Origin of the sequence: Streptomyces sp. NBC_01549, from assembly GCF_026339955.1 — a bacterium.
GTDB lineage: Bacteria > Actinomycetota > Actinomycetes > Streptomycetales > Streptomycetaceae > Streptomyces.
In genome coordinates this window covers 2,226,447-2,248,831 of sequence record NZ_JAPEPW010000001.1, presented here as the reverse complement: position 1 = coordinate 2,248,831, position 22,385 = coordinate 2,226,447, and the positions used below count along the sequence as shown (strand labels likewise).

At 70.5% G+C, this 22,385-nt stretch carries 17 protein-coding genes, 3 pseudogenes and 1 riboswitch; of the genes and pseudogenes, 9 read left to right on the top strand and 11 right to left on the bottom strand.

The genetic code is table 11. The features are described from left to right. Positions 1 to 8 precede the first annotated feature (8 nt). From OG819_RS09810 to fahA, 7 genes and pseudogenes are all read right to left on the bottom strand, one after another. On the bottom strand, positions 9 to 482 hold the full coding sequence (locus OG819_RS09810) for a HEAT repeat domain-containing protein (protein ID WP_266648974.1): 474 nt from the start codon (positions 480 to 482) through the stop codon (positions 9 to 11). Then, complete coding sequence (locus OG819_RS09805) at positions 452 to 760, bottom strand: FAD-binding protein (protein ID WP_266634582.1); 309 nt, start codon at positions 758 to 760, stop codon at positions 452 to 454. The genes OG819_RS09810 and OG819_RS09805 overlap by 31 nt, the downstream gene beginning before the upstream one ends. Positions 761 to 849: 89 nt before the next feature. Next, a complete protein-coding gene (locus tag OG819_RS09800; protein ID WP_266648972.1) occupies positions 850 to 1,656 on the bottom strand; it encodes an ABC transporter ATP-binding protein in 807 nt (268 codons plus the stop codon). Then, positions 1,640 to 2,496 (bottom strand): annotated as a pseudogene (locus tag OG819_RS09795) (ABC transporter permease). Before OG819_RS09795 ends, OG819_RS09800 begins: the two are co-directional and overlap by 17 nt. Beyond that, complete coding sequence (locus tag OG819_RS09790; protein WP_266648970.1) at positions 2,493 to 4,082, bottom strand: ABC transporter substrate-binding protein; 1,590 nt, start codon at positions 4,080 to 4,082, stop codon at positions 2,493 to 2,495. Before OG819_RS09790 ends, OG819_RS09795 begins: the two are co-directional and overlap by 4 nt. A 134-nt stretch (positions 4,083 to 4,216) precedes the next feature. Continuing rightward, positions 4,217 to 4,996 (bottom strand): GntR family transcriptional regulator, encoded by a 780-nt coding sequence (locus tag OG819_RS09785; protein WP_266648969.1) that lies wholly within the window; start codon positions 4,994 to 4,996, stop codon positions 4,217 to 4,219. A gap of 254 nt (positions 4,997 to 5,250) precedes the next feature. Continuing rightward, entirely contained in the window at positions 5,251 to 6,474 is a 1,224-nt protein-coding gene (fahA, locus tag OG819_RS09780; RefSeq protein WP_266648968.1) for a fumarylacetoacetase, read from the bottom strand. Between the two features lie 307 nt (positions 6,475 to 6,781). Between fahA and OG819_RS09775 the strand changes: the two genes are divergently transcribed. From OG819_RS09775 to OG819_RS09765, 3 genes and pseudogenes are all read left to right on the top strand, one after another. Beyond that, complete coding sequence (locus OG819_RS09775; protein WP_266648967.1) at positions 6,782 to 8,053, top strand: ATP-grasp domain-containing protein; 1,272 nt, start codon at positions 6,782 to 6,784, stop codon at positions 8,051 to 8,053. A gap of 28 nt (positions 8,054 to 8,081) precedes the next feature. Further along, a complete protein-coding gene (locus tag OG819_RS09770; protein WP_266584746.1) occupies positions 8,082 to 9,284 on the top strand; it encodes an FAD-dependent oxidoreductase in 1,203 nt (400 codons plus the stop codon). A 304-nt stretch (positions 9,285 to 9,588) separates the two neighbouring features. Further along, positions 9,589 to 10,389, top strand: a pseudogene (locus OG819_RS09765) (HAD family hydrolase); the annotation flags it as partial. Between the two features lie 185 nt (positions 10,390 to 10,574). Here the strand turns inward: OG819_RS09765 and OG819_RS09760 are convergent. Together OG819_RS09760 and OG819_RS09750 are read right to left on the bottom strand one after the other, a co-directional pair. Further along, positions 10,575 to 11,267, bottom strand: coding sequence for a LysM peptidoglycan-binding domain-containing protein (locus OG819_RS09760; protein ID WP_266627455.1), 693 nt, complete (start codon positions 11,265 to 11,267; stop codon positions 10,575 to 10,577). A 3-nt stretch (positions 11,268 to 11,270) separates the two neighbouring features. Beyond that, positions 11,271 to 11,434: riboswitch (cyclic di-AMP (ydaO/yuaA leader) on the bottom strand. A gap of 1,115 nt (positions 11,435 to 12,549) precedes the next feature. Then, positions 12,550 to 13,217: pseudogene (locus tag OG819_RS09750) on the bottom strand (CocE/NonD family hydrolase); the annotation flags it as partial. Between the two features lie 275 nt (positions 13,218 to 13,492). Here OG819_RS09750 and OG819_RS09745 point away from each other — a divergent pair. The 5 genes from OG819_RS09745 to OG819_RS09725 all read left to right on the top strand — a co-directional run bounded on the left by OG819_RS09745 (position 13,493) and on the right by OG819_RS09725 (position 19,270). After that, entirely contained in the window at positions 13,493 to 14,503 is a 1,011-nt protein-coding gene (locus OG819_RS09745) for a polyprenyl synthetase family protein (protein WP_266648965.1), read from the top strand. 161 nt (positions 14,504 to 14,664) lie between these two features. Next, positions 14,665 to 15,759 carry a CHRD domain-containing protein gene (locus OG819_RS09740; protein WP_266648964.1) on the top strand — a complete coding sequence of 365 codons (1,095 nt, stop codon included), beginning with the start codon at positions 14,665 to 14,667 and terminating at the stop codon, positions 15,757 to 15,759. A gap of 298 nt (positions 15,760 to 16,057) precedes the next feature. Further along, a complete protein-coding gene (locus tag OG819_RS09735) occupies positions 16,058 to 17,326 on the top strand; it encodes a DUF2092 domain-containing protein (protein WP_266648963.1) in 1,269 nt (422 codons plus the stop codon). A gap of 77 nt (positions 17,327 to 17,403) precedes the next feature. After that, positions 17,404 to 18,369, top strand: a complete 966-nt coding sequence (locus tag OG819_RS09730; protein WP_266648961.1) for an ABC transporter ATP-binding protein — start codon at positions 17,404 to 17,406, stop codon at positions 18,367 to 18,369. Further along, positions 18,356 to 19,270, top strand: a complete 915-nt coding sequence (locus OG819_RS09725; RefSeq protein WP_266648959.1) for an ABC transporter permease — start codon at positions 18,356 to 18,358, stop codon at positions 19,268 to 19,270. Before OG819_RS09730 ends, OG819_RS09725 begins: the two co-directional genes overlap by 14 nt. A 77-nt stretch (positions 19,271 to 19,347) precedes the next feature. Here the strand turns inward: OG819_RS09725 and OG819_RS09720 are convergent, their stop codons facing one another. Beyond that, positions 19,348 to 19,899 carry a DUF6668 family protein gene (locus OG819_RS09720; RefSeq protein ID WP_266627467.1) on the bottom strand — a complete coding sequence of 184 codons (552 nt, stop codon included), beginning with the start codon at positions 19,897 to 19,899 and terminating at the stop codon, positions 19,348 to 19,350. 231 nt (positions 19,900 to 20,130) lie between these two features. On the opposite strand from OG819_RS09720, the gene OG819_RS09715 reads away from it, so the two are divergent. Beyond that, positions 20,131 to 21,306, top strand: a complete 1,176-nt coding sequence (locus tag OG819_RS09715; protein ID WP_266627469.1) for a tetratricopeptide repeat protein — start codon at positions 20,131 to 20,133, stop codon at positions 21,304 to 21,306. 90 nt (positions 21,307 to 21,396) lie between these two features. Here OG819_RS09715 and OG819_RS09710 read toward each other — a convergent pair whose 3' ends face one another. Then, the gene (locus OG819_RS09710) at positions 21,397 to 22,344 is read right to left on the bottom strand and encodes a M28 family metallopeptidase (protein ID WP_266627471.1); all 948 of its coding nucleotides are present in this window, start codon (positions 22,342 to 22,344) and stop codon (positions 21,397 to 21,399) included. Between the last annotated feature and the right edge of the window lie 41 nt (positions 22,345 to 22,385).

The following is a 22,385-nucleotide window of genomic DNA, read 5'->3' as shown; positions in this document are numbered from 1 at the left end:
TCCTGTGGTCACAGGACCCGTGACGCGTAGGCCCTGACGTCCGCGTCGGAGTCCGCCGTGGCCGTGGCCAGGGCCGCGCGGGCGCCCTCGTCGACCGCGGAGTGCCGCACGAGGGCCAGGACCGCCGCCTTGCGGACGTCGGGGTTCGGGTCTTCCAGGGCCTGGGCGAGTGCAGGGACGGCGACCACGGCCACGGCGGCGGACAGTGCGGTCGCGGCGCCGGAGCGGACCTGCCAGGCGACGTCGGCCTGGGCGGCGACGGCCCGCGCGGCCAGGGGTGCCGGGCAGCCGGTGACGGCCAGCGTCGCGAAGGCCGCTGCCCGGACCAGGGCGTCCGGGTCGGTCGTGAGCTGGTCGAGGGTGTCCTCGACGAGCTTTCCCGGGCTCACGTTGGCGAGGGCCTTGGCCACCGTGACGCGGACCGCGCGGGACGGGTCGGCCGCCGCCCGGCTCAGGGGCTCCGCGGCATCGACGGAGACCAAGGCGCGCACTCGTCCTTCTCGAACTTCACGCCGTACGACTCCAGGCGCCGCACCATCGCGAAGCCGCGGGTCGCGGTCTGGCGGACGGTGGACTGGTCGACGATGCCGTCGTTGGCGCGGGTGATCTCGGCGACATAGTCGTCGGGTTCGGCGCGGCCGGGAATGACCGCGTTGTTGACGCCGTCCATGCCCATGGCGAGAGCGCCGGAGTGACGGACGTGCGCCTTCTCCAGGAGGAGGACGTCGGCCCCGTGCTCGGCGGCGGTGAGTGCCGCCATGGTGCCGGCCGTGCCACCGCCGATGACGAGGACGTCGCAGGACAGCTCTTCGGCGTCCGCGAGCGCGGGGATCTCCACGAGGGTGCCTTTCAGGTGCTGAGGGACGTGAGGACCTCGCGGCGCAGGGTGAGCCGCGCCGGGTCGTCGAGCGCGGATCGCTCACGCGGGCGCGGAACTTCACGTACGCAGAGAAGCCGGCCCGAGCTGCCGGGACCGCCGTCGTCGGCCGGGCGTCCGGAGCCGAGAAGTGCGACCCGGTCGCCCAGGAACAGCGCCTCGTCCACGTCGTGGGTGACGAAGACGACGGTCGCTCCGGTGCCGTGCAGCACCTCGACGAGGAGGTCCTGCATACCGGCGCGGGTCTGGGCGTCGAGTGCGCCGAAGGGTTCGTCCATCAGGACTGCGCGGGGTGCTCCGGCGAGGGCGCGGGCGAGCTGGGCGCGCTGGAGCTGGCCGCCGGAGACACGGTGCGGCAACTGCCGCTCGCGGTTGGCGAGTCCGACGCGGGCGAGCCAGGCCGAGGCCTGCGCACGCCGCTCGGTTCGGGACGAGCCCTTGATGGCCAGCGGGAGTTCGACGTTGGTGCGCAGGGTACGCCAGGGAAGGAGGGCGTCCTCCTGGAAGACGAGCGCCCGGTCGGCACAGGGGCCCACCAGGGGGCGATCGTCCTGGGCGACGGTTCCGGCGAGTGCGGGCAGCAGCCCGGCGAGGGTGCGCAGGAGGGTCGACTTGCCGCAGCCGGAGGGGCCGACGACGGTGAGGATCTCACCGGGGGTGATGTCCAGGTCGACGCCTTCGAGGACGGGGGCGCCGGGGCGGCCGAGCGAGGCGCGTGCGAGGGACAGCCGGGTGCCGCGCGCGGCGACGGGCGTTCCGGTTTCAGACGAGGTGCTCATCGCGCACCACCTCACCGCGGGCGGGCTCCTGGTCCGGCGAGACCGGGGCGGGGGCCCTGCGCACGCGCGCCCCGGCGACGTACTCGGTGTGTGGCAGCCACCGGGTGAGCCACCGCCCCACGCGCTCGACGGCCGTGGAGGTGACCCAGCCCAGCACACCGATCGTGACCATGCCGACGAAGACACCGGGATAGTCGACGACGGTGTAGTCCTGCCAGGTGCGGTAGCCGACGCCGTACTGTCCGGAGATCATCTCGGCGGAGATCACGCAGATCCACGAGACGCCGATGCCGACCGAGAGACCGCCGAAGATCCCGGGGAGGGCGCCGGGCAGTACGACCGAGCCGAGGACGCGCCATCGGCCGCCGCCCATGGTGCGCACCGCCTCCTCCCACACGGGGACCAAGGCCCGAACCGCGTGCCGGGTGGAGACCAGGACCGGGAAGAAGGCCGCGGTGCAGGTGATGAAGACGATGCCCTGTTCGTTGCTGGGGAAGAGGAGGATCGCCACCGGGACGAGCGCGATCGCGGGGATCGGCCTGACCACTTCCACCAGTGGGCCGAGCAGGTCCTCGGCGGGCGCGAGCGGGCGACGAGCACGCCCGTGGCCACCCCCAGGACGGCCGCCAGCAGGAAGCCGGTGAGGATCCGGGTGAGGCTGTCGGTGAGGTCCGTCCAGTAGTCGTGGCCGCCGAGGCGGTCACCGAAGGCACGGGCCACGTCGGCGACGGTGGGGAACTGCGAGAAGCGCAGCCAGAGGTCGACGTTCAGGCTGGTCAGCACTTGCCAGGCGGTCAGGGCCGCGGCGAGCGACGCGGCCCTGACGAGATACCGGGTCATGACGCCCGCTCCAGCGCGGAGGCGTACGAGATCGTGTGCGCGCCCTGGTGACCGGCGAGGTATGCCCGGGCGGTCTCCGCCGTGACGAACGGGCGCAGGTCGCTGCCGTCGGCCACCCACGCCGCCCGGTCGGCGAACCACAGGGTGCCGGTCGTGGCGTCGGGGACGTACGCGGCGCGGACGGCGTCGCGGTGGGAGGACACGTAGTGGAGGAGAGCGGAGGGGGAGGCGAAGGTACGGGTCGAGGAGGCGCCCTTGGGCCACACCTCGCTCGCGGCCGGTGGAGGTGACGCGGCGAGCTGGTCGGCGTACGCGGTCGGGCCGAGGGCGCGCTTGACGTACTGGTCGTCGACGAAGGCGTCCACGTCGACGTCGCCCACGAGCTTCGCCGACTTCAGGACGGAGACGTCCTTCTTCAGCGCGGAGATCAGCTGGGGCTTGAGGGCCGGGTCGAAGGTGGCGATGCCGTGAGCGCCGTTGTAGAGGTAGACGACCTCGGCGGGCAGGTCGGTCGCCTTCGCTACCTTCTGGGCGGCGGCCAGCGGGTGGTCGTGCAGGTAGGTCGTCGCCTCCGCCTGGGCCCTGAGGAAGGCCTCCAGTACGGCCGGGCGCTTCTTCGCGAAGTCCTCGCGGGCGGTGACGCCGTGGAAGGTCGGCAGATCGAGCGCGGCGCCGTCGTACAGGGCCTTCGCCTTGCCCTGGAAGGCGAGCAGCCCGGGCCAGGCGACGAACTGCGAGAGCGCGTCCGTGCTGCCCGCGGAGAGGGCCGAGGCGCCCACCGCGGGCTGCTGGTTGAGCTTCTGGATGCCCTTGTCCGGGTCGATTCCGGCGCGCTGCAGCGCTCGTACGAGGGTGCCGTCGGCCGCCGAACCGATGCTGGTCGACACCTTCATGCCGCGCAGGTCGTCGAGGGTGGCGAGCTTCGAGTCCGGCACCGTGACGATGGTGTTGAGTCCGCCTCGGAGGTTGTAGCCGGTGACGGAGACGAGGCGGGTGGGGCGGCCGAGCTGTTTGCCGCGGACCGCGTTGATCAGCAGCGGGAAGTCGCCCATCGAACCGATGCCGATCTTCCCGGCGGTCATCTGGGCGGCGATCGGAGCGCCGGTCGCGTAGTCCTGCCAGTTCACCTTGTACGTGGTGCCGTCCCCGAGGGACTTGAGCTCCTTCTCGAAGGAGCCGAGGGAACGGAGGAGGGTGCCGGCCGTGACGGTGTTGATGGTCTTGGACTGGTAGCCGACCGTGATGGTGACCGTGGAGCCGGCGCCGGTCGTGGCGCTGCCGCCGCAGGCGGTGAGAGGAAGTACGAGGGCGGCCGTGGCGAGGGCGGCGAATGCCTTGAGTTTCATGGGAGTCGGTCCTCTCACCGGAGCAGGTAGGGCATTGACCGTGACGGCCCCGGTGGGGCAGCGGGCCGCGCAGGGGCCGTAGTACCAGCACTCGTCGACGTGCATGTACGCCTTGCCGTTGCTCTCGTCGATGGCGAGGGAGTCCAGGGGGCACATGTCCACGCAGAGCGTGCAGCCGTCGATGCACTTCGACTCGTCGATGGTCACGGGCACGTCGGCCCGCTGGGGCGCCAAGGGCATGGCTGTCTCCAGAAAAGTCGTGCGTGGGATGAACCGGAAGGGCCCTTCGAAACGATGAAGGGGTGAAGGCGCGGTGGTGGAGGGGCGCGGTGTGGTGAGGGAGGGGGGTGACGGTGACGTGGTGAAGAGAGGCGTCAGAGCGCGCGGCGGAGCTGGCCGCTCATCGTGATGCGGTCGCCACGGAAGCGGATGAACTCCAGGTCCACGGGGCGGCCGTCGGCGAGGTGAGTGAGCCGCTCCAGCATGAGGACGGCCGCACCACGGGGCGCTTGCAGGACGGCCGCCGAGTGTGCGTCGGAGTTGACAGCCTCCACGGTGATCTCGGCGTGCCCCAGCGGCTGGCCGGCGATGGCTTCCAGGAGATGGAAGACATCGGTGTTCTCGAGGTCGGCGCCGAGCAGGGCGGTGCCGAGATCGAGGGGGATGTAGGTGAGGTCGAGGGAGAGGGGAAGGCCGTCCAGGCGGCGGAGGCGTTCGATGTAGAGGACGTCGGCGCCGGGTGCGATACGGAGGCGGTCGGCTACGGGGGTGGGCGCGGCCACGGGGCCGACCGTGCGGACCTCGTTGGTGACCTGGCCGTGTTCACGCAGGGTCTCCGCGAGTCCCATCAACCGGTCTAGTCCGTGCGGGTACTTCTGGGCGACGACGACGGTGCTGACGCCGGGAAAGCGTTCGACCAGGCCCTCCGCGCGGAGCAGGTCGAGGGCCTGGCGGACGGTGTTGCGCGAGGCGCCGTAGTCGGTGCCGAGGGCGGCTTCGTGCGGCAGGGTGCCGTCCGGGAAACCGCCGGTCAGTACCTGGTGGCGGAGTAGGTCGGCAAGTTGCCGCGCCTGGTCCGCGCGCAGCCGACGCCGGTGGGCGGCGACGGTGGTCGCGCCGAGGCCGGCGTGCTCTCGGATGCGTTCGGTGGGCATGCGACGGACCATACCGACGGGGTGCGGGTGGTGGTGTTGCTGGAGTGTTGCGCCACTTGTCGATCGTGAGGGACGGGGGCTGGCCTGCGGTTTTGGTCGGGAGGAGAGGAGATCTGCCACCCGTGGGGGGCCACCGCAGGGCCTCGCCCCTGCACTCCGCCGGGGCCGCGCCCCCGGACCCCACTGGGCCGACTGACCCCACTCCTCGGCGAGCTGCCGTTCCGGGCCCCGGCCTTGGCCTTTGGGTGCCGGATTCAGGACGCGGTGGGCGCCGGGGTGATGCGGCCTCTCACCTCGCCCAAGCCCACCCGCGTGCCGTCGGGGCCTGGGGCCCAGGCGGTCAGGGTGACCTCGTCGCCGTCCTCCAGGAAGGCGCGCTTGCCGTCGGGGAGGTCGAGGGTGTCGCGGCCGTTCCAGGTGAGTTCCAGGAGAGAGCCGCGCTCGTGCTCCGAGGGGCCGCTGACCGTTCCCGAGCCGTACAGGTCGCCGGTGCGCAGGGAGGCTCCGTTGACCGTCATGTGGGCCAGTTGCTGGGCGGCCGTCCAGTACATGGTGGAGAAGGGGGGTTCGGAGACGACGTGGCCGTTGATGGCGACGGAGATGCGGAGGTCGTAGCCGCCGGGCTCGTCCTCGGAGTCGTCCAGGTAGGGGAGGAGGGGGTGCGTGCGGGCCGGGGGCGCGATCCGTGCGTCGTCCAGGGCGTCGAGCGGGGTGATCCAGGCCGACACCGAGGTGGCGAAGGACTTGCCGAGGAAGGGGCCGAGAGGGACGTACTCCCAGGCCTGGATGTCGCGCGCCGACCAGTCGTTGAGGAGGCAGAGGCCGAAGACGTGGTCGCGGAAGGAGGAGAGCGGGACGGGCGTGCCCCTGGTCGAGGGTGCGCCGACCACGAAGCCGACCTCCGCCTCGATGTCGAGCCGGACGGAGGGGCCGAAGACCGGGGCGGTGTCGGAGGGGGCCTTGCGCTGGCCCGAGGGGCGGACCACTTCCGTGCCCGAGACCACGACCGTGCCGGAGCGGCCGTGGTAACCGATCGGCAGGTGCTTCCAGTTGGGGGTGAGGGAGTCGGTGGCGTCGGGGCGGAAGATCTGTCCGACGTTCCGGGCGTGGTTCTCGGAGGCGTAGAAGTCGACGTAGTCCGCGACCTCGAAGGGGAGGTGCAGGGTCACCTCGGAGAGGGGGTGCAGGAGGGGTGCGATGGTCTCCCGGTGGGCGGGGACCGTCACCCAGGCGGTGAGTGCGCGGCGTACGTCGGACCAGGCCGTGCGGCCGGCGGCGAGCAGCGGGTTCAGGGTGGGCTGCGCGAGCAGTTCGGCGTACGGGGAGCCGAGCGTCCGGGCGGTCGCGCCCGCGTCGAGGACGTGGTCGCCGAGCCGGACGCCGACGCTCCGCTCGGACGCTCCGGCCCGGGAGAAGACGCCGTAGGGGAGGTTGTGCGGGCCGAAGGGGTCGCCCTCGGGGACGTCGAAGGGGGGCATCGGGTGGTGCCTCGCTTTCGTGGTCGTACGCGCCGTGTGATCCGCGCGGTCCATGTGCGGGTGTTTCACGTGTTCCAGGTGGTCGCGGCACAGGTTACGGGGGAGTGACGTGGTGTGGCAGTGGGCAGAGAGTTGCCGTGGGGTGTCGTGAGTCGCCGTGGCAGTATCCGAAGAGTTGCCCCGCCCGCGCCTAAAGAGTTCGCAATGTCCCAATAGGCCTTGTCGGACGCGGTAGTTCCGGCTTAGCGTCCTTTGGGGACACGGACGGGGTGGGTCCGGTCCGTAGGGGGGACACGTGGGGGAACCCGTGGCCAGGAGCGTCAGCGGAGTGCCGGTCGACGCCGATCGCGACGTTCCGGGCCTGATCGTGAAGTTTGGCGACTATCCGCTGCACCATGGTGGCGTGGGCGCCATCCGAAGTCTGGGCCGTCTCGGCATACCGATGTATGCGATCACCGAGGACCGTTACACGCCTGCCGCGGCCTCGCGTTATCTGCGCCGCGCCTTCGTCTGGCCGACGACGGGCACGGAGGAGCCGGAGCGTCTCGTCGAGGGGCTGCTGCGGGTCGGGGCCCGCATCGGGCGGCCGACGGTGCTCGTCCCGACGGACGAGGAGGCGGCCGTCCTGATCGCCGAGCACCAGGAGGAGCTGGGGGAGCGGTTCCTCTTCCCCCGGGTGGACGCCAAGCTGCCCCGGCGCCTCGCCAGCAAGCAGGGCCTGCACGAACTCTGTGTGGAACACGGCATCCCCAGTCCGGCGGCGGCCTTTCCGCAGTCGTACGAGGAGATCGTGGTGTTCGCCGAGAGCGCCCGGTTTCCGATCGTCGCCAAAAACCGCGAGGCGTTCGTCCGCCGCAGCCAACCGGCGGTGAACGGGACGACGAGGATCGCGACCCGGGAGGGGCTGCTGACGCTCGCCCGGGACTGGGGTGATCAGCCGGGCGTCATCCTCCAGGAGTACCTGCCCAGGGAGGAGGCGGAGGACTGGATCGTGCACGCGTACTTCGACGCGGACTCGACGCCGCTCGCGATGTTCACGGGCGTGAAGGTCCGCTCCTGGCCGCCGCACGCGGGCATGACGGCGAACGCGTACGTCGTCGACAATCCGGAACTCGCGGATCTCGCCGCGCGTTTCATCAAGCAGATCGGCTTCAGCGGCGTCATCGACCTTGACCTGCGCTTCGACCGGCGCGACGGACAGTACAAACTCCTCGACTTCAACCCCCGGATGGGCGCGCAGTTCCGGCTCTTCGAGAGCGAGTCGGGGATCGACGTCGTCCGCGCCATGCATCTCGACCTGACCGGGCGCACCGTTCCCGAAGGGGAACAGCGGGCCGGCCACCGGTACATCGTGGAGAACATCGACCTACCGGCCCTGCTCGCCTACCGACGCAGCGGCTATACGACCCCGCACGCGCCGGCACGCGCAAGCGGTACGGAGCTGGCCTGGCTGGCGGGTGACGACCTGCGGCCGTTCTTCACGATGCTCGCGCGCTTTGTACGGCCGGGTGCGAGACATCTGTATCAGCTGTGGCGGACCAACCGCCGTGGCAGCAGTACGAGTACGACCACGAAGTGACGAAAGTACGTCCTGGGGAGGGGACTTCGTGATTCATCCGGTAGCAGTCATCGGTGCCGGCCCGTTCGGCCTGTCCACCGCCGCCCATCTGCGGGCGCGCGGCATTCCGGTGCGTGTGTTCGGCCAGCCCATGGTGAGCTGGCGTGATCACATGCCCCAGGGAATGCTTCTCAAGTCGACCCCGGTCGCTTCCAGCCTCGACGCCCCGCAGCCCGGCCACACGATCGCCGACTACTGCGACGCGGCGGGGATACGCCGGCTCGTCACGGACGAGGACATCATCCCGGTCGAGACGTTCATCGCGTACGGCGAGTGGTTCCAGCAGAAGCTGGTGCCCGAGCTGGAGCGGGTGCGGGTCGTGTCCGTCGACCGCCGAGGCCGCGAGGGCTTCGAACTCAAGCTGGACTCCGGGGAGTCGTTCACGGCGCGGGCGGTCGTCGTGGCCACCGGTCTGTACGGACTCGCCCACTTGCCGCCCGAGCTCGGCGGCGCGGCGGCGGACGGACCCACACCCACCGGCCCCGTCTCGCACAGCTCCCAGCACCACGAGCTCAGCCGGTTCTCCGGCAAGGAGCTGATCGTCGTCGGCGCGGGCCAGTCCGCCCTGGAGACAGCGGCGCTCGCGGCGGAGGCGGGTGCGCGGGTGCGGGTGGTGTCCCGAGGCAAGGGCAGGGTGGCCTTCGGCGCGCCGCCCTGGAAGCAGCCGAAGCTGCGTCCCGAGTCGCCGTTCGGACGCGCATGGTCCCTGTGGGCGCTCAGCTACTACCCGCACCCCTACCGCTATCTGCCCGCCGAGGCCCGGCACTACCTGGTCCGCAGGGTGCTCGGACCGCTCGGCGCGTGGTGGCTGCGCGACCGCTTCGAGGGCAAGGTCGAGGTCAGCGAGGTCTCCGGGATCGTCCGCGCCGATGTCTCCGACGGGCGTCCGGTGCTCTCCGTCCAGACCCTGGGCGGCCGGAGCGAGGAGCTCTCCGCCGACCATGTCATCGCGGCGACCGGTTATCGCGTCGACATCGCCGCGATGGACTTCCTGGGGCACGAGTTGCGTACGGCGCTCGCGGTGAGCCGCGGCACCCCCAAGCTCGGTGCCGGGTACCGGTCCTCGGTGCCCGGGCTGTACTTCACGGGGCTGCCGGCGGCGGCTTCGTACGGGCCGGTGATGCGGTTCGTGTGCGGTACGGAGTTCGCTTCACCGCGGTTGGCCAAGCACTTGGCGGGCGCGCACGGGTGAGGCGGCAGGGGTCCGTACGGTCGAGGGGGCGGTGGCTTGTGGGCCACGCCCCCAGGCCGAGCCCAACCCACCGCGCCGGAGCTTGTGTTGGGGTCGGACAGCCGAAGTCACCGGAGCCGCGTCATCCTCTGGAGTGACATTCCGGTCGGAGTCTTTTCGTACCGCCCGCCTCGGTGGACGGGGGCCGAAGTGGACTTTGTACGCCCGGTACGCCCCGTACGGTGAACGGCGTTGCTGTCGGGATACCGGACGTCGTCTGGTTCACGCCGGGCCGACGAGTCGTTCGATCCGTATTCTTCGGATCATGGCCGCTCCGACTGCATATTCACTTATCGCCACTGACCTGGACGGAACGCTGCTCCGCGGCGACGACACCCTCTCCGACCGGTCCCGGGCCGTGTTGGCGAGGGTGGCCGAGGCGGGCGCCCGGCACCTGGTCGTGACGGGGCGCCCGGCGCCGAGAGTACGACCGCTGCTCGACGAACTCGGCGGCGCGGGGCTGGCGGTGTGCGGGCAGGGGGCGCAGCTGTACGACGCGGCGGCGGACCGTCTGCTGTGGTCGGTGACCCTGGAGAGGGAACTCGCGGAGACCGCGATCGGCAAGATCGAAGCGGAGGTCGGACTGCTCTACGCCGCAGTGGACCAGGACGGTGTGGACGGGCTGACGCTCATCGAGCCGGGGTATGTGATGCCGCATCCGACGCTTCCCGCGGTACGGGTACACCACCGCGACGACCTGTGGACCAAGCCGATCAGCAAGGTGTTGCTCCGTCACCCCTCGCTGTCCGATGACGAGTTGGCGTCGGCGGCCCGGAGTGTGGTGGGCTCCCTGGCCACCGTCACCATGTCGGGGCCCGGGACCGTCGAACTCCAGCCATGCGGCGTGACCAAGGCGACGGGTCTGGCGCTCGCCGCCGCCCATCTGGGCCTCACTCCCGCCGCCACCATCGCCTTCGGTGACATGCCCAACGACATCCCTATGTTCGACTGGGCCGCCCGTGGGGTCGCCATGGCCAACGCCCATCCGGAGTTGAAGGCGGTGGCCGACGAGGTGACGCTGTCGAACGAGGACGACGGGATCGCGGTGGTGCTGGAGAGGTTGTTCCCGTGCCCGCCGGTTCATCCCCGAGAGTTCTCGGAGTCCTCGGAGTCCTCGGAGTCCTCGGAGTCCCGAGAGCCATCAGAATCCCAAAGGTCAGGAAAGTCTGATGGGTCCCATTCATCCCGTCAGGCTTCTGAGCCTCTTTGGCCCCGTCAGTCCCGGCAGGCGCGCCAGCCCTACCAGTCGTATCAGTAGGCCCCGTGGACGTTGTCGATCGAGCCGTACCTCGCCGCCGCGTAGTTGCAGGCCGCCGTGATGTTCGCCACCGGGTCGTAGGGATCCATCGACGTGCCCGGCACGTGGTAGGCCTTGAACGTCGGGTCGATGACCTGGAGGAGGCCCTTGGAGGGGATGCCGGCCGCGGCGTTGGAGTCCCACTTGTTGATGGCCAGGGGGTTTCCGGAGGACTCGCGCATCACGTTGCGGTAGATGCCGTTGTAGGTCCCGGGTATCCGGTGCTGGGCCATGATGGCCAGCGAGTGCCTGATCCAGCCGTCGAGGTTGTTCGTGTACGTCTTCGCGGAGGCCTGGGTGGCGGTCGCCGGCTTCGCTTTGGTGCCGCCTTGGACGGTTTTGGTGCCGACGGTCAGGGTGAGGCCCGTGCGGAGCGCCGACGGGTCGGGGCCGATGACCGCGCGGTTGGCCTTGTACAGCTTCGCCACGCCGCCGCTCGTGGGGTTCTTCTGCGCGATCTTGGACAGCGTGTCGCCCGCGACCACCTTGTACGTGATGAGCTGGACGTCCGGGGTGGTGGCGGCCTGTGCGCCGGTCGCGCCCACGATCGGAAGGGCGAGCGCGGCTCCACCCGTTCCCACGGCGAGGATGCCCCGGACGAGGGTGTTGCGGGTCTTGGATCTGCGGTGCTTGCCAGGTGCGGCCATGCGAGTTCCTCTCCGGTGCCTGCGAGGTGAGCTGTCGGGTTCGGGCGGAGCTGCCCGGCCGCACGGTGTGTGCGGTTTCACCCCTAGCCGTTCCGGTGTGCGGATCGGCGACTTACCTGGGTCCCCCGCTCCTGCCGTGCGTGCGTCTGTGTGGGTGGGTGGAATATTCCGGTCGGCGGCAGGATTAGGCGGTCCGTCCGGATCGACGTGAACGTATGCGAGAGCACATGTCCGGAACAAGCCCTCATTTCCCGGTGTAGATCGCTTTCACCTGGGCAAATCGAGGGATGAATTGCCCGATTTTTCCGGAACGTGCCACTCAACTTGCCTTATGCGAAGGGGGAGTCGTCAAGGGAGGGTAAATATTCCGCCCCACGTGGACGTGACCCAATTCACGAGACCAAGCGTGAGCAATGCGGCACTAGCGGCAAATCAGGCATCAGGACTCGAGTGTCCGGGCCGATGGACCCGCGGGCGGAGCCGGGTGTACCTCCCACACGGACAGGTCCGTGTGGGGGTGGTCGTCGGGGAGCCGGCCGGTGTGGGGCTTGAAGTAGAGGCCGCAGGCCCAGTATTCGGGGAGTTCGTGGCACATCACGTCCGGGTGTGGCTCGAACTCCTGCCCCACATAAGCCCCGTTGATCCTTGTCAATGCCTCGCCGCCGCTGTCGGCACTTCAGTCCGCCGTGCGGGCGATCCTCCTCTCCCATGTCCGATGGAGGGCGACCTCGTTGCCGTCCTTGCGGAGCGGTTCGTTGGAGGTGGCGAACTCCCGGGCGTCGCAGCCGATTTCACGGCGCGTCTCGATCCGCGCGTCCCCGCGCGGAGAGCGGGTCTGACTCCCTTGCTCGCAACGGGAGTTCGAGGAAGCTGTCCGCCGGGCCCAAGGTGAACCCCGCCTCCGAGCCCGCATTCCAGGAGACCGCCTGATCGGGGTCGTAACGCGCCGGCAGGTCCAGAGCGTCCCGGGTCACCAGCGTCGAGGAACCGTCGGCAGCGACGTCGCACACCCGGGCGGTCACCTGGCCTCAGGGGGAGTGGGGGGAGTGGGACTGGGGGGAGGGTCAGACGGTGTCACCCACCCAGCGGCCGGAGAGGAACGGGTACGTCGTCACCGGGGGGCGCGTCCATGACGTAGGAGTGCGGGAGCGGCTGCTCCATCACGCCCGGGCCCGGATCGGCGAGCGAGCCGGGGCCAGGATTGTTGATCACGCCGAGGCCGGGGCGGTGGCTCATGCCGGGGGTCGCGCCCGGGGACGCTCGTACCGGTCGGCTCGCGCCGGCGGTCCCTCCACCTCGGCGTCTCCTGGAGGAAGCCGGTCGCCGGGCCCGGCGGCAGATCCCGGTCCGGGTGCTGGTGGCGCCAGGGGCCGATCGGGCCGCGCACACGGTCGGCGGGGAGGTTCTCGACCAGCCGCGGCACCGTGTCGCGGTAGGGGTCGTGCCGACCGCCCGGCGCCAGGACGGCGGCCGGGATCCCTTCGTGTCCTCCGTCCGCGTGCACACCGGCGTGGCGCCAGTACGCGTCCCGGGCCGGGTGGGAAAGCCACGTATGGATGAACGGCTCCACCGTCTCCAGGCGCTTCACCCGCATGTCGCACCACATCACCTGGCCCACGTGCGTCGGGTTCGGCGGACGGGTGACGTCGGCGAGCGCCGTGGCCGCCCGGGCGTGCGTCTCGATGGCGAGGACGGAACCTCCCATGTAGTGCCGGTCGTTGTCATAGGGCTCGTCGGTCGAGCAGACCGTGACGGGCGCCTCGGGCGCCTCGGGCGGCTCGGGCGCGAGGGCCGCGATCCGGCGGGAGGCTCCGTACGGGTCCGTCGGCACGCCCTCTCCGAGTCCGGTCGGTGACGGCCCGGGAGATATTCGAGGAGTGTGGGGACGAGGGCGTCGGTCGGCGGGCGCCACACGCGGGCGTACAGGCGGGCGCCGCCCGGTAGAGGGATTCACAGATCAGTCATATCGACTGATCTGTGACATACCGCCCGCGATCCCGCACCGCCCGGGCGCGGGACTGTCTGCCGCTCGGGGGACATCGGATGGCGAGGGAGGGGGAAGTCGGGAGGAAGTCGGCAGTGGGGACGGTGGGCGCTCGTGGTGATCGAAACGTGACCGGATACGCTGACTTGAGTGATGGCAGCGACACATCGACAAACCGTGTCATCGACCGAATGATCGACCGAGTTCGCCATGTGATCGTCAGCAGACAGGAGAACCTCTCGTGACCGTCGTCGGGCCGTTCGGGCTGAGCGTGCGGGACCAGGCTCTCGAAGCCGATATCCAGGCCGGATTGACGGCTGTGGAGGAGGGCTTGCTCGAAGTCACCAAGAGTGAGGTCCCCTTCATCACGGAGGCCGCGCAGCATCTGCTGCGCGCCGGCGGAAAGCGGTTCCGTCCGCTGCTCGTGATGCTCGCCGCGCAGTTCGGTGACCCCTACGCGCCGGGTGTCGTGCCCTCGGCCGTGGTCGTCGAGCTGACTCATCTCGCCACCCTGTACCACGACGACGTGATGGACGAGGCCGACGCGCGGCGCGGCGTGCCCAGTGCGAACACCCGTTGGGGCAACTCGGTCGCGGTCCTCACCGGTGATTTCCTCTTCGCGCGCGCGTCGCACACTCTGGCCGACCTCGGGCCCGAGGCCGTCCGTATCCAGGCCGAGGCGTTCGAGCGGCTCGTCACCGGGCAGATCCTGGAGACGGCGGGGCCGCGCGACGGGCGCGACCCGGTCGAGCACTACCTCGACGTGCTCAGCGGCAAGACCGGCTCGCTGGTCGCCGTGGCGTGCCGGTTCGGCGCGATGATGTCGGGTGCCGACGAGACGGTCGTGGACGTGCTGACGCAGTACGGGGAGCGGCTGGGTGTCGCCTTCCAGCTCGCGGACGACGTACTGGACATCGCCTCCGACTCGCACGAGTCGGGGAAGACGCCGGGGACGGACCTGCGCGAGGGCATCGCCACGCTGCCGGTGCTGCGGCTGCGTGAGCGGGCGGAGCGGCTCGGTCTCGCCGAGGACGTCGCGCTGTGCGAGCTGCTCGACTCCGACCTCACGGACGACGACCGGCATGCGGAGGCGCTGGCCCTGCTGCGGGCGCACCCCGCCTTGGAGCAGGCCCGCAGGGACACCGTGCGGTACGCGGAGGAGGCCCGGGCCGCGCTCGTTCCGCTCCCCGAGTGTGATGCGAAGGCGGCGCTCACGGAGCTGGTGGACGCGGTGGTGCACCGGGCCGGGTAGGTGCCCGGTGGGCGCGACTGGCGGACGCGACTGGCGGATGGTCCTCACAATGTGACGCAGGTCACATTGTTGGATTGAGTCCAGGGTAGGAATCGGTCCGTATTCCCGTACAGAAGCTGACGCAGGGGGCGTCAGCTGCGCTACGGGGAGAAAAAAGAATCATGGAATCGAACGCCACGTTCAATGCCATGTCCGACATCGCGTCCGACGTCACGACCAAAGCGTCCGAGACGCCCCGCACCTTCAGGGTCATGTCGGGCACGCGTCGCAAGAGTCTGATCATGGCCGGTGTCGCGGTGGCCGCCGCGGCCGGTGTCGCCGCCGCCGTCATCCCGGCGGTCGCCGCCAGTGGCGGCCACCACGCCGACGGCAGCGGCATGAGCCACTCGGCGCACGGCGACCAGGCCGTCGTCACGCAGAGCGGAGTCCTCGGCGGCAGCGGCGGCACCATCCTCGCCACCAGCCTCCGCGGAGCCAACGAGGTACCCGTCAAGGGCGGCCCCGCCGTCGGCGACAAGGACGGCGCGGCACTGGAGTTCGTCAAGGTCAAGGGGGACAAGGTGTCCGTCGCCGTGACCTGGCGCGGCACCGGCAGGCCGACCATGCTCCACATCCACCAGGGCGCCAAGGGCACCAATGGCGGCGTAAAGATCGACTTCACCAAGCTGCTCGGCGCGATCAAGGGCCACCACGTGGTCGGGACCGTGAAGGTGAAGGACGCCGCCCTGCTGGAGCGGCTGAAGAACGACCCGGGTGCGTTCTACGCCAATCTGCACACCGCCGAGTTCCCGGGCGGAGCCGTCCGCGGCCAGCTCCACCAGGTCACCGGCTCCTTCGACTTCCGCGACGCCCTGGACAACTTCCAGGCGTCCGTGGTCAAGGGCAAGCAGATCTACGAGTGCAAGCCCGCCGAGGGCGGTGGCTACGCCTTCGCGCAGCGTGACGTCGCCGCGCTGCTCGGTGGCGACATCGTGCACACGTTCGTGAAGCCCAACTCCAGTACGCCGCAGTGGGTCGCGCCCGACCGCAGCGCGGTCACCGGAGCGGTGATCTCCAAGACTCCGAACGGCGACAAGAACATCGCCGAGCTGGACCTCAAGGCCACTCAGTCCGGCAAGCACCGCGGTCTGCTGGCCGACACGCAGGAGATCCTGCGGCTCAACACCGTGGGCGGCGTCGCCCCGGCCGGGTCCTGCTCGCCGGGCACGATCGTGGGCGTGCCGTACCGGGCGGACTACGTGTTCGTGCAGCGGTGACGGACACGGACTTCGTGCGGCGCTGACGGACAGGGAGCTCAACGAGCGTCAGAGCCTCAGGCGGGCTCAGCCGGGCTCAGGCGGTGGCTCCCCCAACCCCTACGGGTCGGGGGAGCCACCGCCTCCTCACGTCATACCGCAGGAGTACGTGGAGTTGAGTCCGGGGTCTGACGCTTCTCGTCGGCCGATTTGGTCAGATTGAGAACACCACTCCTCACCGGTTCGGGTGAGAATGGCGGCTATAGGGGTGGAGAAGTGAGGACGGTAGGCCGCCGCCGACGACGGAGGTAAGGCACACATGGCACCGTACGAATCCGACAGGACCGCCGGGGCGGAAGGATCGCCCGACGAGGCGGACGACGTCCGCGCCGGCCGGCGCAAGGCGGCTCGTTACGTCGTTCCGGTCGCAGTGGTGGGGGTGGCGGCCGCGACCATCGGGCTCGTCCCGGCGCTCGCCGACTCCGGCGACCCCAGCCTGCCGAAGATCACCGCACAGCAGCTCATCGAGAAGATCGCCAAGTCGGACGTCCAGCAGCTGTCCGGCACGGTCAAGGTCAGCACCGATCTCGGACTGCCCAGCCTGGGCGGCCTGGAGAGCGGCCTGCTGTCCGGCGCCACCAAGGGGTCCGGCGGTTCCTCCGCCGACCCGCAGTCCAAGCTCATGGAGCTGGCCTCCGGCACGCACACGGTGCGCGTCGCGGCCGACGGCCCGGACAAGGCCAAGGTCTCCGTCCTGGAAAGCGCCGCCGAGTACAGCGTCATCCACAACGGCGACGACGTATGGGCGTACGACAGCAAGTCGAACGAGGTGTACCACTCGACGGCCCCCGCAGCCGAGAAGGGGCAGGAGAAGGCGCCGAAGGACGTCCCGACGACGCCCAAGGAGCTCGCCGACGAGGCCCTGAAGTCCGTCGACGACACGACCTCCGTGACCGTCGACGGCACGGCGCAGGTCGCGGGCCGTGACGCCTACAGGCTGCTCATCAAGCCGAAGCAGTCCGGCTCCACGGTCGGCGCGATCACCGTCGCGGTGGACGCGAAGACCGGGGTGCCGCTGAAGTTCACGCTGGTCCCGACGAGCGGCGGCGCGGCCGTCGTGGACGCCGGCTTCACCCAGGTCGACTTCGCCAAGCCGGCCGCCTCGACCTTCGACTTCACCCCGCCGAAGGGCGCGAAGGTCACCGAGGGCAAGGACTCCAAGGACTTCAAGGGCCCCAAGGGTTTCGAGCACTTCAAGGACTCCAAGGGCTCCAAGGCACCGGAGTCCGCTCCGACCCGCGGTGACCTCGGCAAGGGGCTCGACGGTCTGAAGACCATCGGCAAGGGCTGGAGCACCATCGCCGAGTTCGACACGGGCGGCCAGGGCATGCCCTCCGGCTCGTCGTCCGAGGGTGGCGACGTCTCCGGGTTCCTGAACTCCCTCGGCGACCACGTCAAGGGCAAGTTCGGCTCGGGCACGGTGTTCTCGACCCGCCTGGTCAACGCGCTGATCACGGATGACGGCAAGGTGTACGCCGGTGCGGTCACCAAGGACGCGCTCGTGAAGGCGGCCAACGCCGCCCACTGAGCACCGTACGGACGGAACCGATCGCCGTAACGGACGGAACCGACCACCGTACGGACGAAGCCGAAACGAGGGAGCCCATGGAGGAGCGGTCCGCCGCCACCGCGCCCGCCGACGGCACGGTGATCGCCACCCGCGCGCTCACCAAGCGCTACCGCGGTGGACAGCTCGCCGTGGACGGCCTCGACCTGACCGTTCCGGCGGGCAGCGTCTTCGGCTTCCTCGGACCGAACGGCTCGGGCAAGACCACCACCATCCGCATGCTGATGGGCCTGATCGAGCCGACCTCGGGCACGGCGCGCGTGCTCGGGCAGCCGATGCCCCGAGCCACCCGCGCCGTGCTCCCGCACGTGGGTGCCCTCATCGAGGGCCCCGCGCTGTACGGCTTCCTCTCCGGCCGCGACAACCTCCTGCGGTACGACGCCGCCGACCCGACCGCCGACCCGCGCACCCGGCGTACCCGCGTCGCGGGCGCCCTCGACCGGGTCGGACTCACCACGGCCGCGGGCAAGAAGGCGAAGGCCTACTCGCTCGGCATGAAGCAGCGGCTCGGGCTCGCGGCCGCGCTGCTCCAGCCCCGCCGCCTGCTCGTCCTGGACGAGCCGACCAACGGCCTCGACCCGCAGGGCATGCGTGAAATCCGTTCCCTCGTGCGGGAGCTGGCCTCGGACGGCACGACTGTCTTCCTCTCCTCGCACCTGCTCGACGAGATCGAGCAGGTGTGCACGCACGCCGCCGTGATGGCGCAGGGGCGGCTGATCACCCAGGGCCCGGTGGCGGAGCTCGCGGCGGGTGCTCGGGGGCGGCTGGTCGTGACCACCCCGGACCCCGGCGACGCGGCGCGCGTGCTGAAGGAGCAAGGGGTCGCGGATCTCGTCGTGACGGAGACGGGGGTGACCGCCGAACCTCCGGACCGTGAACTCGCCGAGCTGAACGCCGCGTTGGTCACGGCGGGCGTCCGGGTCCGCGGCTTCGGCGTCGAACGGGCCTCACTGGAGGACGCGTTCGTGGCGCTGACGGGGGAGGGGTTCGATGTCGCGGGCTGAGCTTGAGGCCGAGGCCGAGACCGGGGCGGTACGCGTCCAGGACACGGCCGTACGGAAACCGAACCCTCTGTGGACCTTCGGACTCTTCCGCAGCGAACTCGTCACCACCTTCCGGCGCTGGCGGACCATCGCGCTGCTCGGCGTGCTCGCGGCCGTGCCGATCCTCATCGGCATCGCCATCAAGATCGAGACGCGCGACGGGTCGTCGGCGGGCGGTGGCGGCGGCGAAGGGCCGGCGTTCATCTCGCAGATCACCAACAACGGGCTGTTCCTGGTGTTCACGGCACTCGCCGCGACCCTCCCCTTCTTCCTGCCGATGGCCATCGGCGTCATCGCGGGCGACGCGATCGCGGGCGAAGCGAACGCGGGGACTCTGCGCTACCTGCTGGTCGCGCCCGCGGGCCGTACCCGCCTGCTCCTCACCAAGTACGCGACCACGATGACGTTCTGCCTGGTCGCGACCCTGGTGGTGGCCGCCTCGGCGCTCGCGGTCGGAGCCCTGCTCTTCCCCCTGGGCGAGCTGACGACCATCTCCGGGACCCGGATCAGCTTCGCCGAGGGGCTCGGGCGGGCGTTTCTCATCGCGCTGGTCGTCGCCGCGTCACTGACCGGCATCGCGGCCCTCGGCCTGTTCGTCTCGACGCTGACCAACAGCGGCATCGCGGCGATGGCGACGACGGTCGGCCTCCTCATCACCGTCCAGATCCTCGACCAGATCCCCCAGCTCCACGCCCTCCAGCCGTACTTCTTCTCCCACCACTGGCTGTCCTTCGCCGATCTCATGCGCGACCCGGTGTACTGGGACGACCTGGTCCGCGACCTCGGCCTCCAGGGCCTGTACGTGGCGGTGTTCGGCTCGGCGGCGTGGGCGCGGTTCGCGGCGAAGGACATCACCGCGTAGCCGCTGGCGCGCGCCGGCCATGCCCTGCGTGCCGTGCGTGCGCTGGGTGCCGGGTCTCGTCGGGGCCAGGGAAGGTCTCAGGGAAGGTGCGCGGCGCCCGTCAGACGGGCCAGCGCGGCGGTTTCCCGGGGCGGCGCCGCGGCGAGGTCACCGATGCGCCACGCCGGAATCCATGGCACCTGGTACACGTCGATCAGCGAATCGATCACCTTGACGCGCTGGGCGAGCGGACGGGGCAGTCGCCCGGGTGCGTCCGCGACCAGCACCACGGCGTCGAGGTCGAGCCCCGGGGGTGCCTCGCCCCTGCGGAAGGTGTCCAGGGTGTGCGAGACGGCGTCCAGTCCCGTCGCGTGCGTACGCCCGACGAGAAGCACCGACCCCGGCTCTCCTTGGTCGGGCCGGGGCCAGTTCCGCCCCGCGTCATGGCCGCCGAAGACCGCGGCGAGCGTGGAGGTACCGGCCCCGCCGTGCGTCGCGACCCAGGCGAATCGCCGTGGGCCGACGGCGAGGTGGCCCGGTTCTCCCCCGCCGGGTTCGTGCCACCGCGTGGGTTCCGGCGTGTCGGCGGCCGGCCCGCGGATCCAGATCTCGGGCCCGTCCGCCCCCTGCCATGTGCTCCCCTGTATCACCGGACCACTCTCCTCGGTCGTCGGCCGTCAGTCATCGGTCGTCCTCAGTCGTCCTCAGTCGTCCTCGGTCGTCATCGATCGTCGTCGTTCTCGTCGTCGGCCACTCTTACGAGCCTGTGACGCGGTAGTGACGCATGCAGCGGTGGTGAGCCGAGAGACTTGACTGTATGTACCTGACCGAATCTTGAGGCAAGGCCGACGCATGGAAGTACGACCCGAGTGAGGGAACCGATGTCTCGACTCAGCCGCGAACAGAAGCGGGAATCGAAGCGGCAGCGCTCGGCGGTCGGCCCCGGTGCCGGCCCGCTGGAGGTGTGGGTCCCCGCACCCGCCGGGGGAAGCGGGAGCGGCGCGACGGTCGGCGACGTGCCGGTCGTCGTCGTGCCCGGCGAGACCGTCCAGGCCGCCGTCCTGAACCACCTCCACCGACTCGCCCTCGCCGCCGGCCACCCCGTACTCGCCACCATCCACGACGAACGGATCGGTTTCGTCGTACCGCTGGAGGTCTACGGGGACGGGTCGAGCCGGTACACGGGCGAGCCGGTGCGGGTGGGACCGCCGGCCGAGGTTCCTGGGGCGTCCGGAGTGCGGGCGATCCTTCCTGCGATGCCCGCGATCCCTCCCGCGATGCCGGCGACCCCTCCCGCGGCGCCGTCGGTGCCGGAGCCTCAGCCCCTGCCCGGGGCCGCGGCGACGCATGTCCTGCGGGCGCTGCCGGAGTCGACGCGGGACGCCATGCCCGGCGTCGTGGCGGCTCCGACGGGCGAGTTCGGCCCGCCGCCCGTGGGGCTGACACCTGAGCGGCCGGTGCCCGCGATGGCGGCCATGTCCGGCATGGACTCCGAGCCGGAGCCGAAGCCCACTCCCGCGCGGGGTTTCGACGCCGTCGCCGAGTCGGTACTGGCACCGGTCGAGGAGATGGAGGGCGCGGCGTTCCTCGTGGAGCCCGTGGTGCGGATCAACGAGGCCGTGAAGATGGGCCGGATCGAAGAGGCCGCCGGGATGGCGGAGCGGGTCGTCGCGGACGCCTCGCGGTCGCTGGGCCCCGAGCACCCGGAGGTGCTGCGGCTGCGCGAGCTGACCTCGTACATCGCCTACCTGGCCGGCGACCCGCTCCGGTCGTTCCACCTGTCCCTCGACCTCGCCCGGATCCGCGGGCGGCACCAGGACCCCGAAGCCGCGTACGGCAACGTGCAGAGTGCCGCGGCGGCCTGGCGAGCGGTCCGCGACCCCGTGCAGGGGCTGAACCTGGGGCAGGACCTGATCACGCTGTGGAGCGAACTCGTGGCCGACGGCGGCCCCGCCGCCGACGACCTCGAACAGCTGGAGTCGGCCCGCAACCGCATGACCCGCCTCGCGGACCGGGCCCGGTCCCGCTCCCTGGCCGACAACCCGTACACACCCTAGGAGCGACTCCTGGGGCGTGTACGGGGGCGGGAGCCATAGGAGGACTGGGGGAGAGGGCCAGGAGAGGACCAGGAGAGGACCAGGAGAGGACTAGGAGGACAGCGTCCACACGGCGTACGCCAGCGCGTCCGCGTTCCGGTCCAGCGCCGTGTCGTTGATGTTGGACGCGGTGTCGCAGGAGGCGTGGTAGCAGCGGTCGAAGGCCTGGCCGGACGTGCCGCCCCACTTGGCGGCCTGTGCGGCCGTCTTGATGTAGTCGGCGCCGCTGAAGAGACCGCCGACCTGGATGCCCACGTTCTTGAAGGGGGAGTGGTCCGAGCGGCCGTCGCCCTCGGTCTCCGGCTCCGTGGCGATGCCGACGCCCGCGAAGTAGTCCTTGAAGGTCTTCTCGATGGTGGGGTCGTCGTCGTAGACGAAGTAGCCGGGGTTCGGCGAGCCGATCATGTCGAAGTTCAGATAGTCGCTGATCTTCGCCCGGTTCGCGGAGGACAGGCTGTTCACGTAGTACTTCGAGCCGACCATCCCCAGCTCCTCCGCGCCCCACCAGGCGAACCGCAGGTGCTTGGTGGGCTGGTACTGAGCCCGGGAGACGGCGAGCGCGGTCTCCAGGATCGCGGCGGACCCGGATCCGTTGTCGTTGATGCCGGGTCCCGCGGTCACGCTGTCGAGGTGGGAGCCGGCCATGACGACCTGGTTGGAGTCGCCGCCGGGCCAGTCGGCGATCAGGTTGTACCCGGTGCGTCCGGAGGACGTGAACTGCTGGAGGGCCGTGGTGAATCCGGCCGCGTCCAGCTTCGCCTTCACGTAGTCGATGGAGGCCTTGTACCCGGTGCGGCCGTGGGCGCGGTTGCCGCCGTTGGCGGTGGCGATGGACTGCAGCTGTGCGAGATGGGTCTTGACGTTGGCCACGGGGATGTCGGGTGCGGCGGCCGCGGCGGTGGGGGCGGGCGCCGCGCCGGATATCGCGCCGGTGGTGAGGAGCGTGACGGCCGCGACGATGGTGGCGCCGGTGGCACGCCCGGGAACGGAGAGCTTCATGTGGGGGGCTCCGAATTCCTGGTGGGAAAGGGGTGCCTGAT

Excerpts from the sequence above, each read along its gene's own strand:
- fahA (WP_266648968.1), bottom strand. The coding sequence starts at position 6,474 with ATGCCCCCCTTCGACGTCCCCGAGGGCGACCCCTTCGGCCCGCACAAC.
- OG819_RS09790 (WP_266648970.1), bottom strand. The coding sequence starts at position 4,082 with ATGCCCTTGGCGCCCCAGCGGGCCGACGTGCCCGTGACCATCGACGAG.
- OG819_RS09805 (WP_266634582.1), bottom strand. The coding sequence starts at position 760 with ATGGCGGCACTCACCGCCGCCGAGCACGGGGCCGACGTCCTCCTCCTG.
- OG819_RS09785 (WP_266648969.1), bottom strand. The coding sequence starts at position 4,996 with ATGCCCACCGAACGCATCCGAGAGCACGCCGGCCTCGGCGCGACCACC.
- OG819_RS09730 (WP_266648961.1), top strand. The coding sequence starts at position 17,404 with ATGGAGGAGCGGTCCGCCGCCACCGCGCCCGCCGACGGCACGGTGATC.
- OG819_RS09760 (WP_266627455.1), bottom strand. The coding sequence starts at position 11,267 with ATGGCCGCACCTGGCAAGCACCGCAGATCCAAGACCCGCAACACCCTC.
- OG819_RS09800 (WP_266648972.1), bottom strand. The coding sequence starts at position 1,656 with ATGAGCACCTCGTCTGAAACCGGAACGCCCGTCGCCGCGCGCGGCACC.
- OG819_RS09740 (WP_266648964.1), top strand. The coding sequence starts at position 14,665 with ATGGAATCGAACGCCACGTTCAATGCCATGTCCGACATCGCGTCCGAC.
- OG819_RS09710 (WP_266627471.1), bottom strand. The coding sequence starts at position 22,344 with ATGAAGCTCTCCGTTCCCGGGCGTGCCACCGGCGCCACCATCGTCGCG.
- OG819_RS09735 (WP_266648963.1), top strand. The coding sequence starts at position 16,058 with ATGGCACCGTACGAATCCGACAGGACCGCCGGGGCGGAAGGATCGCCC.
- OG819_RS09715 (WP_266627469.1), top strand. The coding sequence starts at position 20,131 with ATGTCTCGACTCAGCCGCGAACAGAAGCGGGAATCGAAGCGGCAGCGC.
- OG819_RS09725 (WP_266648959.1), top strand. The coding sequence starts at position 18,356 with ATGTCGCGGGCTGAGCTTGAGGCCGAGGCCGAGACCGGGGCGGTACGC.